Below are 15,080 nucleotides of genomic sequence, written 5' to 3' on the forward strand. Positions count from 1 at the left end.
TATGATGCAAAAAACAATAACATCCCTTTTATGTCTACTCTTTGTTACCTCTACATTCGTTTATGGACAAAATAGAGAGAAGCTTAAAAATAGATCCAAAAGACAACTGTTCTATTATGATCCCATCAAAAAAACAAAACTAGAAAGTCAAGGCTATTACTATGTTGATGAATTGGGTGAAACCACAGAACGACACGACAAATGGTCTTTTTATAACAAAAAAGGCGAATTAATTGAGGAACGGAATTACCACAGAAATAAATTACATGGCGAGGTAAAAACCTACTATGGTGCAAATCGTGTGAAAAATATTGGGTATTTTGAAAATGGTATTCAAGACAGTCTTTATGTAGCTTTTCATCTATCTGGAGATACCAGTGAAGTTGGATATTATCACCAAGGTGAACCTACTGGGAAATGGCGTTATTTTTATCGTGATGGACATCTTAAAACCGTTGAAGAAGTTATAGATAGCATTTCATATATATGGTCTTTTTACGCAGCTGATAGCGCACACACCCAAACGGTCGTTGATGGAAACGGTGAAATGGCTGAATATTATACAAACGGTAACCTTAAATCATGGTATAATTACAAAGATGGTTTAAGGCATGGGAAATTTGAGGAAGCTTCCGTACATGGTTATTATTTATTGAAAGGTTCTTTTTTAGAAAACCAACCCGATGGCAAATGGGAGTATTTTTATTATACGGGAGATTTAGAAAAAGTAAGTCATTATGCTAAGGGCAAACTACATGGAAATTACCGATATTACTATGATAATGGAGAGTTAAGTGTTGCTGGGCAATATGAATACGGCAAAAAAACGGGTGAATGGACTTGGTATACGAATAGCGGAGTCGTAGACATGAAGGGGAATTTCAAAGAAGACCTTCAACATGGCGCTTGGGTTTATAATTATCCGTCGGGAAAAGTTTCATACCGTGCTAAATATAAGCATGGTAAAAAGAGTGGTAAATGGAAATACTATTATAAAAATGGTAAAAAGTTCAAAGTTGGACATTTTGACAATGATCTAAAGAACGGTGAGTGGACGACTTGGTATGAAAATGGAAATACCTTAATGGAGGGTGATTACAAAAATGATTTAGAAGAAGGACTTTGGAAAAATTATTGGGAGAATGGACAGCTTAAAAATCAATCCACATTTACGAAAGGGAAATTAAATGGCGAATGGTTGTCCTTTTACAGTAATGGAATTCCATTATCGAAGGGGAATTATGACATGGGTCAAAAGTCAGGTGAATGGACTGAATATTTTAAAAATGGACGAAAGAGTGACATTACCAATTACAAGGTTGTTGAACAAAAGTCGAAAACTAAATATGGACCGATGAAAGATAGAGTTAACCGTGTTTCTATAAAACATGGAGATTTCGTTTCTTTTTCTCAAAAGGACTTTAGTAAAACACAAGAAGGCAAGTATAAAAACGGTGAAAAACATGGCACTTGGACAACTTATCACAAAGGAGGTTTATTGCCTGCGGTAATTGCCAACTATAAAAAAGGTGAATTGCATGGAAAAATGAAAACTTTTGAATTTAGAGGGAATCAAATCATTTCTGAGGTAAATTATAAGAATGGTCGTAAAGATGGTAAAGCAAAAGTTTTTGATAAGGATGGTAAAGTCGTAAAAGAAATGACTTATGAAAATGGGGTTCAAATTATTGAAGGAACTAAGTCAGGCTCATCTTTTGCACCCGGAAGGTAGGAATGAGATAGGGCTTTAGAGATAAATAAAAACCAAGTAAAAATGAAAACGCATCCAATAGTATTGTTTTTAGCTTTAATAATATTGGGATCATGTGCTTCATTAAAAAAATCATCCGATTTAGATAAACAAAATTCCTCATCAGAATCAGCATTGGATAGTGTTTTTATTGATTACCAACCGAAAATTCCCGAAACAGAGTATCGAGTTTTTCGCGCTTCCAAAGAAGATAAGTCGGGTTGGATGAACGTTGAAGGTAAATGGATAATAGCGCCTGAATACGATATTGACTTCAAAAGAGAATGGTCTGAAGGGATTAATGTTTGCCGTAAAAATGGGAAATATGGAGCGATAAATTACTCCCATGAAATTGTAATTCCATTTGAATATAATTTTCCTCCCGATGATTGTTCTGATGGATTAATTCTCGTTTCCGATAGTTTAAGACGAGAGGCTTATTTTTCAAAGTCAGGCGTTCAAATGACCGACTTCAAAAGAAGGCAACCTGAGTTTAGACATGGTTTTGCGGTAATTAAATCGAATCGTGAAAGATTTGCCTATTACCCCAGGATCACTCTTAAAAACTCAAAAGGTAGAACAGATATTTACAAAGGAGATTTCTTTGTTGTGAATAATCAATTTGATACCCTTTTGCAGTTTCAAAACGTACCTTTTTTTCTTGGATTTGGAAGTTTAAACAACAACAGAAGAACCTTCTTTTTATATCCATTCATATCACTACATGCCGATGTTGGAATTTCTTATGGACAATACGGTTATCTTGATAAAAAAGGAGAAATCGCCATTGCTCCAAAATTCAGAGCCCTCGATGTGTTTACGCCTGTTTCACAAGGAGTTGTTCGCGATGCAGATTGTCCATTTAATTCAAACCTTTCAAAAGTACGGTTAAATAATGATTACTTTTTTATAGATACAATTGGAAATAAGCAGTTTGAGTTAAAATCATCGAGAGAAAAATTACATGATGTGGGTAATTTTAATAATTATGGAATTGCAGGTTATCGAACATTTGGAAAGGTTTCAAATTCGAGCATGATACATTTGATTGATAGTACTGGGACAATTGTGCACGAAGCTTATGAGAGTGATGCTCCTTTGTCTTATGGTGGTGGATTGATTAGCCACCAACCAGATAATTATTGTATTCCCATCTTCGATATGAAAAATAATCTTTTTAGAATACACACTCCAGACTTTGTTCCATTTACAACCTTTCCAATAATGGATTCCTCAAAATCAATTTACTATAAATATAGAGACCTATTTGGTAAAGAATTGAATGATGAATTTGTTTTAACGCAATTCGAAATAAAGAAAGATGTTCCTGGTTATGCGAGTTCCCACAAATGTTTGATCGATAAAAACGGTAATGCAAAATCTTCTCGGTTTCCGTTTAAGTCTCTACTTTCAAGTACTTTTGGAAATTTCACCTTAACTGATACAACAACAAGAACTAGTACATTTTATGATTTTAATAAAAACGCATTGTTTGAATGTGATTCTTGCTTCTTTGTCTACGATTTTAGACTTAGACATAACGGAATTTATAAGGTGCTATTTCCCAATGGAAGTCCTAAATACATAAATTATAAGGGAAAAGTCCTTAGTGATAAATTTGATTCAATGAATGAGAAGATTTACGATATATCGAGTCAAGTAAGAAACTACGATCAGAACACGCAACAACGTTTAAACGTGACTGAGGAAGAAATTATTCAGCTTTTCGAAGAATCGATTATGAATGAGCGGATTATGAAGTAATATTTTTCCTACAATTACAACCCAAAAACCATCATTCCCACTGCGAAGTAGATAAACAAGCCTACAACATCATTGAGCGTGGTAATAAAAGGCCCAGTAGCAACAGCTGGGTCAATTTTATACCTGTGCAAGGCTAAAGGAATAAGCGTTCCAAAGATGGCTGCAAACACAATAACAATAAACAAAGCAATGCTCACAGAAATTCCCAAGCGCATGTTTTGAAGTAACCAGGTAACAAGAAAAATAAAGGTTCCGCAAATAAGACCATTCAATATTCCTAAACCTGCTTCACGTTTAACACGGGCAAAAATACTACTAAACTGATTGGTTCCATTAGCAATTGATTGAACAACAATAGCACTTGATTGAACGCCTACATTTCCACCCATTGCGGCTACAAGTGGAATAAAAAATGCTAAAGAAGGAATTTGACCGATTTGTGTTTCAAAATTACCAATCACTTGCGAGCCTAAAACTCCACCCAAAAGTCCAATCAGCAACCAAGGAAGCCTTGCTCTTGACATTTTCCATATACTTGAGTTGTGTTCCACATTTTCGGAAATACCAGAAGCCATTTGAAAGTCTTTATCAGCTTCCTCTCGAATCACATCAACAATATCATCAATGGTAATTCTTCCAACAAGTTTCTTTTGTAAATCCAATACAGGGATAGAAACAAGATCATATTTATCCATCATCCGCGCCACCTCTTCAGCTTCTTCGTTGGTATAAACATAAACCATGTTTTTGTCCTTATAAATGTCCTTCACCAATTTTGTTCTGTTGGCAACCAAAAGCGCTCTAAGAGAAAGAGTTCCTACGAGATTATCATTATTGTCTACTACATAAATAGAATGAACTTTCTCCACCTCTTCTGCTTGTCGTCGTAACTCAATCACGCAACGATTAACAGGCCACTCCAATTTAGCACGAATAAACTCCGTTTGCATCAATCCACCCGCTGTGTCTTCGTCATAATTAAGTAAATCAACCAATTCAGAAGCATCTTCTGTATCCATTTTGGAGATGACTTCTAATTGTCGATCGGTATCCATTTCTCCCAAAATGTCGACTGCATCATCCGAATCGAGATTTTCAAGTTGAAGTGCTAACTGGTCAGTATTAAAGCTTTCTACAAAACGCTGGCGAACATCATCTTCCAGTTCCATCAATACATCACCCTGTAGGTCGTGATCAAGTTGGTTGTATACAAACTTTGCTTCTTCGTTATCTAACTCATCTATAATTTCAGCAATATCCGCTGGATGTAAATGAATTAACTCATTCATGAATGCGGAGTTATTTTCCGCAATCATTACTTTTATATTTGCTAAATAATCTTTAGTTAATTCAAACTGCATGCTTTCAAAATTTAGGTAAAATTACAAACAATAAAAAAACTGCACCTATTGTGCATTGCTTTTAATTGTTTCTTCTACCAATTGCGTTAATTCTATAAATTGCTTTACACTTAAGGTCTCGGCTCTTTGCTTTAAATATGGATGTGCTGGTAAATTTTGAACATCAAGAATCACTTTTAGACCATTGCGAATTGTCTTCCTCCGTTGATTAAATGTTGCTTTTACAACCTTTTTGAAAAGGGTTTCATCACACGGTAAATGCGTTCTTTCATTCCGTATGCATCGAATCACACCAGATTTAACCTTTGGCGGTGGATTAAACACATTTTCATGTACAGTAAAACAGTAAGAAATATCGTAATACGTTTGCATAAGAACACTTAAAATGCCATACTTTTTAGATCCTGGAGGCTCTGCAACGCGTTCAGCTACTTCCTTTTGAAACATTCCCATTATCTCCGGAATTTGATTTCGATATGTTATGCAATGAAAAAGAATCTGAGAGGATATGTTGTAAGGGAAATTTCCTACCACAGCAAATTGTTCACCCTCAAAAAAGGTGGAAAGATCTGTTTTAAGAAAGTCTTGCTGGTGTACTTTTCCATGAAGTGATGGATAGTTTGAATTTAGGTACGCAACAGAGTCTGCATCTACTTCCATTACATGTAGATTAATAGCATCGTTCTGTAGAAAATGAGCTGTAATAGCACCCATTCCAGGTCCAATTTCAAGTACATTGTGAGTGCCTCCGAAATTCGTATATTGATTAACAATTTTTTTACAGATATTCTGATCCGTAAGAAAATGTTGCCCTAAATGTTTTTTTGGTTGTACACCCATTACTTTAGTGTTATTTTTGAAATTCTTGGACTACAGAAAGCAATGTTCTAAACGATGCAAACTTACCTTTAAACTTTTCGGTGTGTTCCGCTTGAAGTTGGGGTGCATATTTCTCTTGATACGTATCTAAATCTTCTTCTGAATGTGCTGTGTACATAATTGCAAAGGTGAGACCTCCTTCTTCTTCTCCTTTTACACGACAGATTTTACTATCTCGGAAATAACCTGTTGCCATAACATCAGGAATATGTTGTTCTTTCATCCAAAGTAACCATGCATCGGCAACATTTGCGTCAATACTTATTGTAACATTATAAACTACCATGGTGCAAATTTACAAAAGCGATTTCAATTCATTGGTTTGAAAACCATAAACAATAACTATGATGCAATAAAAAGACGCTTTTCAGTTAATGTTTGAAAGAAACAATGCGATATAATTTATGTAACAAAGTTAAACATCTTGTAAATCATTTTCCTGAAAAGCATCTTTAAAAAAAGGGTGTATTGAGGTTTTAGCGCTAGCGATTAAAAAACCATATTAGGAATGTAGTAATAAACGGATAAAGCTTATTTTTTTGCTAAATCTCCCATTAATCCGCTCCATTCTACAAGGTGCATTTTTACACTTCCTACTGGAATTTTTGCTTTGACCAAAACAGGGATACGATTAGCATCATTGGTAACCCAAAATTCTACGTCATCCTCTTTTTCAAAATATCTTCCTTCTTGAACAACAGGCTGAAACTTTAAACATTCGAAAGTTCCTTTTCTAATCTTAATTTCATCCTTACCAACATAGCGAATTTTTAAGGGCCAAATCTCTTCGTCCATAAAACATTTGAATTCGGTTACTTCGCCAACTTTCATGTTTTTAAAATCAAGTGTTCGCGCATAGTAAAAAGAAGATATCATATCTTGAATTCCTAGAGGAACTTTATATTCTTTTCCCTCTGCAAGCACCTTTTGTTGATCTTGTTTAAATTTATATTCTTGATTAATTTCATAACCGCCTTCATTTACGTCACGTACAAAATGCCAAGGGAAAGCACCTTGTTTATCTATATATGACTCGTAAGTATCTTCGACTTTGAAAAACCAATTAAAAGCACCTAAAGTTTTTCCTTCTCCTTTAACATGATAAAGAGGACGACCATTTGCACCCTTTTTTGAAGTTTCATTCACGGTTAAAACGGCTTCACCTGCATCCATAATTCCATAACTAATTCTATAACGTAAAGTTTCTCCACTGGTAAAACTTTTGGTTTCTATATTTGGGTAAAAAATTGTTGTTGAGCTTGTCATTCCAACAAGCAAAAGTCCTATTGTTATTATTGAAATGAGTGTTTTCATAATTTTTTATTTTGTATTCGATAGTATAATTTACAAAAAACCTGCCACATTATAAAATTTATGTAAATTCAAGAATTGAAAACAGATGCCTTTCAGTAGGTTTAACGCTTTTTTTATGATTGCATTGTGGATTACACTTCAAATTATTTATGTCATCGTGGTTATCATTGTGTGTATGCGCATTATCAATGATACACAAAGTTTTGCAAAATCTTTAGCGTATTTACTTTTAGTGGTATTGGTACCGATTTTTGGTGTAATCTTTTACCTTTCTTTTGGTATTAACTACCGCAAAAGAAAAATGTATTCCAAAAAACTCATTAAAGATAAAACGTTATCAAAACAATTAGAAATGTTGGTGCTTAACTATGCGCAAACAACTTTTGAGGAATCGAAGCCTATTTTAAAAGATTACAAGAAGCTCATTAACATGATAACTAATGATACCTTGAGTAGTATTTCCGACAACAATCAAGTGAAACTGTTATTTAATGGAGAGGAAAAATTCCCAAAAGTTTTGGAAAGTATCGCACAAGCAAAACATCATATTCATATCGAATACTATATTTTTGAAAACGATAAAATTGGGAATCAAATCATTGATTTATTAATTGAAAAAGCCAAGGAAGGAGTTGAAGTACGATTTATTTACGATGATTATGGTAGTCGAGGGGTGAGAGGTAAATTAGTAAAGAAACTACGAAAAGCAGGTGTAAAGGCTTTTCCATTTCATCGGGTAATATTTATTTATTTGGCCAATCGACTCAATTATAGAAACCATAGAAAAATTATCATAATCGATGGTCAAGAAGCTTTTATAGGCGGTATTAATGTAAGTGATAAATATATTAATGCTTCGGGTAACAATGAGCAAATGTATTGGCGTGACACACATCTTTACATAAAAGGAGCAGCAGTTTATTTTTTACAGCATACCTTTATGTGCGATTGGAATTTCTGTGCTAAAGATGAATTAGAACTATCGATGGCGTATTTTCCACTTTCAAACACAATTGATTTACCCAAAGAAAAAATTGTACAAATTGTTTCTAGTGGACCTGATTCAAGAGTTCCTACAATTCTGTATTCTCAATTACAAATAATTAATCTCGCCAAGGAAGAAGTATTAATAACAACTCCATATTTTATTCCTGGAGAAGGTATAATTGATGCATTAGTTGTAGCTGCTTTAGGCGGTGTAAAAGTAAAACTTTTAGTACCAGGTGTTTCTGATTCCAAGCTTGTAAACGCGGCTGCACGGTCTTATTATAAAGAATTACTTGCTGCTGGTGTTGAGATTTACACCTATCAAAAAGGATTTGTACATGCCAAAACAGCTGTTGCCGATAAAAAAGTAGCGGTTGTAGGAACAGCGAATATGGATTATAGAAGTTTTGATCTTAATTTTGAAGTGAACGCGATAGTTTATGATGATGAAATCGCTCAAGAGTTGACTTCAGCATTTTATAAGGATTTAGCATTTGCCCATAAAATTGATTACGAAATTTGGAAACAACGTTCGCAAGCAAAAAAATGCTAGAAAAGACTGTGCGTTTGGTTTCTCCGCTGCTCTAACGATTAAAATCTAAAGGTTAAGAGTTGATACTTTCTTTATAGGTGTCAATTGCTTTTTGTCGTGCTTTTTTATGCGCAACAATCGGATCAGGATAATCTGATGTACCATACTCTTTTACCCATTTTTTAATGTACTTTTTATCAGGATCAAATTTTTCCATTTGACTCGTTGGATTAAAAACCCTAAAGTAGGGTTGTGCATCGACTCCTGATGAAGCAGCCCATTGCCAGCCACCTACATTACTTGCCATTTCGTAGTCCAGTAATTTTTCGGCAAAATAAGCTTCTCCTAAACGCCAATCGGTTAACAAATGTTTGGTTAAAAAGCTAGCAACAATCATTCGTACACGGTTATGCATGTATCCTGTCTCGTTCAATTCACGCATACCGGCATCAACAATAGGATATCCAGTTTTACCTTCACACCACGCTTGAAAGTTTTTTTCATCGTTCTCCCATGGAATATTATCGTATTTTGACTTAAAGGATTCCGTTGCTGAGTCGGGAAAATGATAGAGAATCATTTGGTAGAAATCCCTCCAAATTAATTCATTAAAATATTTTTCATTAGACTTTCCTTGTCTACATAATTCTCGAATAGAAACAGTTCCAAATCTCAAATGTAAACTCATTCGTGAAGTACCTTTTATGGCTGGTATATCTCTTGTTTTTTCATAATTTTTAATAACCTCATCAGCAGCGGATAAAGATGGAAACTCTTGCGTTTGTTTATTTTTAAAACCCATTGATTTTAATGTTATTAAACTGCTAGGTTCTTTTACTTGATTCAAGTGTTTAAAATATTTCTTTGTAGGGTAAGACTTTAAATAAAAGGGAGTCAATTTCTCTTTCCAAGTTCGCATATAAGGCGTAAAAACTCGATAAGGATCTCCATCTCCTTTTAAAACTTCGTTTTTTTCAAAAATAACATGGTCTTTTAATGTTAAAAAAGGAATGCCCTTTTCCGACAACATCGATTCTATGGATTCATCACGTGTTTTAGCATAAGGTTCATAATCGCGGTTCGTGTATACCTTTTCGATTTTATTTTCTTTTATTAATTCCTTAAAAACATTCAGTGGCTTACCATAAAAAACCCATAAATCACTTCCCAGACTCTGATATTGCTCTTTTAATTTCTGAATATGTTGATGTATATATAAAACACGTTGATCGTTTTCTTTTAATTCATCTAAGATATTTTGGTCAAATATAAAAATGGCTTGAACGCTTTTTTCTTTTCGTAATGCTGCAAAAAGACCTGCATTATCATTTGTTCTTAAATCTCTACGGTGCCAAAATATTGTCATTTAATCTATGTGTTTGAAGTTTACTTTATAGTTTTTAAAAATTGATCTGGTTTTGCATAACTGTATCTATCTATTTCAGAAATCGATAAATAACTGTCTAATCCGTTTCCTCCAACAACATTATGTTTCGGAAGAGAAAGAAAACCATCTTTTTCCATGCTATTTTCATCTAATTCAATGAGCTGAATCTCACCAACAATTAACTTTGTATTATTTACGGGTATTTCAATTATATCAACGCATTTTAGCCCAATTTTAATAGGAGACTCCTCAACAAACGGTGCATGAAACCCTGTAATATATTTTTCAGTTAAAGATACTTCCTCAAATTCACTTTCAGATTTGGCATATCGAGCAGCTGTCTGATGTGCTTGTTGATGGATGGACGTTGAAACAGCATTAATAGTAAAGTATCCTGTAGATTTTATGTTTTCGTATGTATGTCGTTCCACCGATGTAGGTCTTTGTATAAACCCCATTATAGGAGGATGTGCACCCAAATGAATTACAGAATTGAAGATGGCCAGGTTATTTTGTCCTTTTTCATCTTTCGTTCCTATTAAATTCAAGCTTTTCACGCCGCTTAGGCAGTTAATTAGGTTTGTTCTCACCCGCTTTTCCATTTGGTTTATCTCATTGGTATGCACAGTTATTGTATTTTTATTTTCCATCGTAGATAACCATGTTATTTTGAGTTTCGTATAGCTTTACCGTTAATTCATAATGAGCTAAACGCGGTTTTAAACGGGTGTAGATTACTTTAGCGATATTTTCTGCTGTCGGATTTAATTCCTTAAAATCTTTTACATCCAAATTAAGATTGCGGTGATCAAGTTCATCTTCAATCTCTTCTTTTATTATTTTTTTAGGTCACTTAAATTAATGACAAAACCTGTTTCTGGGTCGATTTCTCCTTTCACCCATGTTTCTAGCACATAATTGTGTCCATGGTAGTTGGGAGAGTTGCATTTACCAAAAACAGCTCTGTTTTTTTCATCAGTCCATGAGTCATTGTGTAAGCGATGCGCAGCATTAAATGTAGTTCTTCGGCCTATTTTAATCATAATTTTATGAGTTCGTTTAAATAATCTTTTATTATTTTTTTAAACCAAACCGTATAATTTTCGGGATGATTTTGAATGTCTTTTTTTAAAAGATCGATATTAATATACTTAAAATCTTCTACTTCCTCGGGATTTGGTTTGGGTACATTACTATATCGACCTACAAAAACATGGTCAAGCTCATGCTCTGTTAATCCATTATCGAAAGTTGTTTTATAAATAAAAGAATCAAAATAATGAATGGGTGTTGTAAACCCCATCTCCTCCTGTAAGCGACGTAATGCAGCTTCTTTTGAGGATTCATTAAAACGCGGGTGTGAACAACACGCATTGGTCCATAAACCCTCGCAATGATATTTATCTTTAGCCCTGCGGTGTATTAGCATTTCATTCTGATCATTGAAAATAACTACAGAAAAAGCACGATGTAATCTACCCTCTTGGTGTGCTTGTAGCTTTTCCATGGTACCTAGTTCATTATCTTCTTCATCAACTAACACCACATTGCTTGTACCCGTTTTTTTCATTAAATTAAATTGAGTTTATGCCGTACCAATGAAGATACGAATAACATATATTTTTTGTTATTGGGTATTCTAACCCGTTCTAATAAAATTGATTCTGCACGTGTGTTTTTAATTTTCAAAAACAACTTGTAGTAATAGATATAAGCCATATACGTTCCAAATCGTGCTTTTTTTGGTAATTTTTTAATGCCTTCTAAACCTTTACTAAAGTCTTTTTCAATATCTTCTTCTATTTCTTTTTTAATGGTATCATTAAATTTAGACATATCCACACCCGGAAAATACGTTCTGTCTAATTCATTAAAGTCGGCTTGTAAATCGCGCAAAAAATTAATTTTTTGAAATGCTGACCCTAAACTCATTGCTTCTGGTTTTAGTCGTTCATATTCCGACTCGTCGCCATTCAAAAACACTTTCAAACACATCAATCCAACTACTTCGGCAGATCCTAGAATATATAATTCGTAGTCTTCTTGCGTATATTCATTTTGTTCAAGATCCATTTCCATACTGTTTAGGAATGTATCAATAAGATCGTCGGTAATGTTAAATTTATGAACGGTTTCTTGAAACGCATTTAATATGGGATTTAATGAAATTTTCCTTTTGATGGCTAGTTTAGTATTCGCTCTAAATTCATTGAGCAATTCCTGTTTTTCAAATCCATGGAAAGAGTCAACAATTTCATCGGCCAATCTTACAAAACCATAAATATTGTAAATAGGTTGTTGTATTTTTTTGCTTAAAAAACGAATTCCCAGTGAAAAACTAGTGCTATACGCCCGCGTAGTTCGTTTACTGATATCTTTAGAAAGGTTGTCAAATAGAAGTTTCATTTATAGTTTTTTAGCGTGAATACGTTTGTTAATTTCTTTAGCAACGACCTCACCCGAAATAATGCTGGGAGGAACACCAGGACCAGGTGTAGTAAGTTGTCCTGTGTAGAACAAGTTTTTAATGTTTTTGTTTGTTATTTTGGGTTTTAAGAATGCTGTTTGTGAAAGTGTATTGGCTAATCCATACGCATTTCCTTTAAATGCATGATAATCATCTTTAAAGTCTTGTATACAATAACTTCTTTTATAAATGACATTGGACTTCACATCAATTCCAGTTTTTTCTTTGAGTCGTGTCATAATTAAGTTATAATATTCTTCCCTCAACTCTTCGCTATCATTTAAGTTTGGAGCCAATGGGACTAATAGAAATAAGTTTTCTTTCCCTTCAGGAGCTACAGTGTTATCAGTTTTAGATGGACAACATGCATAGAATAATGGTTTTGAAGGCCATTTAGGTTCTTTGTAAATTTCTACAGCATGTTGATCAAAATCTTCATCAAAAAACAAGTTATGATGTAGTAAGTTATCTATTTTTTTGTCAATACCCAAATAAAAAAGTAAAGACGAAGGAGCCATTAAACGTTTGTCCCAATATTTTTCTGAATAATTTGACTTTCCAGCAGCTAATTGGCGGTCAGTATAGTTATAATCTGCACCAGAAACCACAATGTCGGTAGCTATGGTTCCATTGTTGGGTGTGTTTACCTCATGGATAAGGCCATTTTTATAGGTAAATCCTTTTGCTTCGCAATCAGTAATAATTCGAACACCTTGCGCTACAGCAATTTTTTCGAAAGCTGATATGATTTGATGCATTCCGCCCATTGGATACCATGTTCCTAACTTTATATCTGCGTAATTCATCAATGAATAAAGCGCAGGAGTATCTTTGGGCATTGCACCTAAAAACAGGGTGGGAAACTCTAACAGTTCAATTATCTTTGGATGAGAAAAGTAAGATTTTACATATTTAGAAAAGGATGAAAATAGGTGAAGTTTAATGCTTCCTTTGACAATACGCATATCGGCAAACTCTGATACTTTAAGACTTGGTTTATGCACCAAATCATTCATTCCAACTTCATATTTGTAAGCAGCTTCTTTTAAAAACTTATCTAGCTTTTTAGTTGAACCGGGCTCTAACTCTTCGAACCAAGCGTAAAACTCATCTAAATTTGCAGGAACATCATCTTTTGAGCCGTCTTTCCAAAAAACACGGTAACTCGGATCGAGTCTTTTGAGCTCATAAAAATCTTTGGTGGTATATCCAAAATCGTTATAGAACCGTTCAAAAACATCTGGCATCCAATACCAACTTGGACCCATGTCAAAGAAAAATCCGTCCACTTTAAAGCTCCGTGCTCTTCCTCCTATTGTGCTGTTTTTTTCAATCAGTGTAACATCGTGACCAGATTTGGCCAGATAACTTGCAGAAGACAATCCTGCAACTCCACTACCGATAACTGTAATTTTTTTCTTTTCCATTAATTATTGTAATGCTTATACTCAGGTAAAAGATCCATTAATTTTTTCCGTGCGATAAAAATTCTACTTTTTACTGTTCCTAAAGGAATGTCTAACTTTTCAGCTATTTCCTTATATTTGAATCCTAAGTAATGTAACTCAAAAGGTCTTTTGTATTCATCACTCAACAAGTCAATTTTTGCATTTACCTCTCCATCTGCAATGTAATTATACGGAGAATCTCTGTTTTCTGTCGAATTATTTAACAGATATAAATCAGTTGAGTTGTCAAAGATAGTTTTTGACCTTACTTTTCTACGGTATTGGTTGATGAAAGTGTTTTTCATTATTGTAAATATCCAAGCCTTAAAATTAGTTTTGGGCTTGTAATAATCTTTGTAGCGAATTGCTTTTAACATGGTTTCTTGTGTTAAATCTTTCGCATCTTCTAAATTCTTTGTGTAATTCATCGCAAAAGCCAATAAATAAGACTCCATGGATGTTAATGTGTTATTAAATTCTACTGTTGACATGATATTTTGTTTAATGTTTTGCTTGTTTTGTTAAACAAAACTGTGCCAAAAGTACACAATTTTTAATTAAAAACAACAATGTCAAGAAAAACAATACTATTTTGTTTAACTTTTTTGTAATAATACTAAACATAAAGCCTAATCGTATTTGTATTTGTGTATTTTATGCCGCTATGTTGTGTTTTAAAATACACATTGTTTTAGATAGCTCTGTAACCCGGATTATTCATGCATTTAATTTTAAATCTTTTCTAGGCACAAGACCTAAAGTAATATATGTATATTTCGCGGGGCTTGTAACGACGAATAGATCAAAATTAAATCAAAATCTTACAAATACACAAATACCCAAAAATGGGTTTCTCAAATTTTACAGGAAATACAGTTAAAATACTGATTTACAGATGTTAATATTCTTAAACTTTAAGATTGGTGAATAATTCGGGTGTAAAGCCGTTTTAAATCGGGAATGGACATTAATCCATTATCACAAAACGTGAACACAACGGTTTTTATACAACAATCCTATACTATTAGATTGTTCTTTATCCATTAAAATTTAAAGATTGATGTGTTAGCCCGGATTCTAAGACAGAGGGTCTTTTGTAACATAAAATAGCAAACTTCATCGACTAAGTCGAATTTTTTAGATTGAATTACACCTGACGCTGAAGGTGTCAAGTAATTATAGCCCCGTGTA

Annotated in this window: 13 protein-coding genes and 1 pseudogene; 3 read left to right on the top strand and 11 right to left on the bottom strand. The window is 33.7% G+C overall.

Annotated elements, in window-relative coordinates:
• Positions 1–4: 4 nt before the first annotated feature.
• Both CW751_RS02135 and CW751_RS02140 read left to right on the top strand, forming a co-directional pair.
• A complete protein-coding gene (locus CW751_RS02135) occupies positions 5–1,732 on the top strand; it encodes a toxin-antitoxin system YwqK family antitoxin (RefSeq protein ID WP_165779192.1) in 1,728 nt (575 codons plus the stop codon).
• Positions 1,733–1,774: 42 nt separating this feature from the next.
• Positions 1,775–3,514, top strand: coding sequence for a WG repeat-containing protein (locus tag CW751_RS02140; RefSeq protein ID WP_101333305.1), 1,740 nt, complete (start codon positions 1,775–1,777; stop codon positions 3,512–3,514).
• Positions 3,515–3,528: 14 nt separating this feature from the next.
• Here the strand turns inward: CW751_RS02140 and mgtE are convergent, their stop codons facing one another.
• The 4 genes from mgtE to CW751_RS02160 form a co-directional block, all read right to left on the bottom strand.
• Positions 3,529–4,875, bottom strand: coding sequence for a magnesium transporter (mgtE, locus tag CW751_RS02145; RefSeq protein WP_101333306.1), 1,347 nt, complete (start codon positions 4,873–4,875; stop codon positions 3,529–3,531).
• Between the two features lie 45 nt (positions 4,876–4,920).
• Positions 4,921–5,715 carry a 16S rRNA (adenine(1518)-N(6)/adenine(1519)-N(6))-dimethyltransferase RsmA gene (rsmA, locus tag CW751_RS02150; protein WP_101333307.1) on the bottom strand — a complete coding sequence of 265 codons (795 nt, stop codon included), beginning with the start codon at positions 5,713–5,715 and terminating at the stop codon, positions 4,921–4,923.
• Positions 5,716–5,725: 10 nt separating this feature from the next.
• Positions 5,726–6,040, bottom strand: a complete 315-nt coding sequence (locus tag CW751_RS02155) for a DUF4286 family protein (protein WP_101333308.1) — start codon at positions 6,038–6,040, stop codon at positions 5,726–5,728.
• A 245-nt stretch (positions 6,041–6,285) separates the two neighbouring features.
• On the bottom strand, positions 6,286–7,068 hold the full coding sequence (locus CW751_RS02160; protein ID WP_101333309.1) for a DUF3108 domain-containing protein: 783 nt from the start codon (positions 7,066–7,068) through the stop codon (positions 6,286–6,288).
• A 115-nt stretch (positions 7,069–7,183) separates the two neighbouring features.
• On the opposite strand from CW751_RS02160, the gene cls reads away from it, so the two are divergent.
• Positions 7,184–8,608 carry a cardiolipin synthase gene (gene cls / locus CW751_RS02165; protein WP_317045777.1) on the top strand — a complete coding sequence of 475 codons (1,425 nt, stop codon included), beginning with the start codon at positions 7,184–7,186 and terminating at the stop codon, positions 8,606–8,608.
• Positions 8,609–8,660: 52 nt separating this feature from the next.
• Here cls and CW751_RS02170 read toward each other — a convergent pair whose 3' ends face one another.
• From CW751_RS02170 to CW751_RS02200, 7 genes and pseudogenes are all read right to left on the bottom strand, one after another.
• Positions 8,661–9,953 carry a cryptochrome/photolyase family protein gene (locus CW751_RS02170; RefSeq protein ID WP_101333310.1) on the bottom strand — a complete coding sequence of 431 codons (1,293 nt, stop codon included), beginning with the start codon at positions 9,951–9,953 and terminating at the stop codon, positions 8,661–8,663.
• 20 nt (positions 9,954–9,973) lie between these two features.
• Complete coding sequence (locus CW751_RS02175; RefSeq protein ID WP_240612515.1) at positions 9,974–10,624, bottom strand: flavin reductase family protein; 651 nt, start codon at positions 10,622–10,624, stop codon at positions 9,974–9,976.
• A pseudogene (locus tag CW751_RS02180) lies at positions 10,614–11,020 on the bottom strand (6-pyruvoyl trahydropterin synthase family protein). Before CW751_RS02180 ends, CW751_RS02175 begins: the two are co-directional and overlap by 11 nt.
• Positions 11,014–11,544, bottom strand: a complete 531-nt coding sequence (idi, locus tag CW751_RS02185; RefSeq protein ID WP_101333311.1) for an isopentenyl-diphosphate Delta-isomerase — start codon at positions 11,542–11,544, stop codon at positions 11,014–11,016. The pseudogene CW751_RS02180 and the gene idi overlap by 7 nt, the downstream one beginning before the upstream one ends.
• On the bottom strand, positions 11,544–12,380 hold the full coding sequence (locus CW751_RS02190) for a phytoene/squalene synthase family protein (RefSeq protein WP_101333312.1): 837 nt from the start codon (positions 12,378–12,380) through the stop codon (positions 11,544–11,546). Before CW751_RS02190 ends, idi begins: the two co-directional genes overlap by 1 nt.
• Entirely contained in the window at positions 12,381–13,868 is a 1,488-nt protein-coding gene (locus CW751_RS02195) for a phytoene desaturase family protein (protein WP_101333313.1), read from the bottom strand.
• Complete coding sequence (locus tag CW751_RS02200; protein WP_101333314.1) at positions 13,868–14,380, bottom strand: RNA polymerase sigma factor; 513 nt, start codon at positions 14,378–14,380, stop codon at positions 13,868–13,870. Before CW751_RS02200 ends, CW751_RS02195 begins: the two co-directional genes overlap by 1 nt.
• Positions 14,381–15,080: the final 700 nt, after the last annotated feature.

Origin of the sequence: Brumimicrobium salinarum (genome assembly GCF_002844555.1) — a bacterium.
In the GTDB taxonomy this organism is placed as follows: Bacteria; Bacteroidota; Bacteroidia; order Flavobacteriales_D; family Crocinitomicaceae; genus Brumimicrobium; species Brumimicrobium salinarum.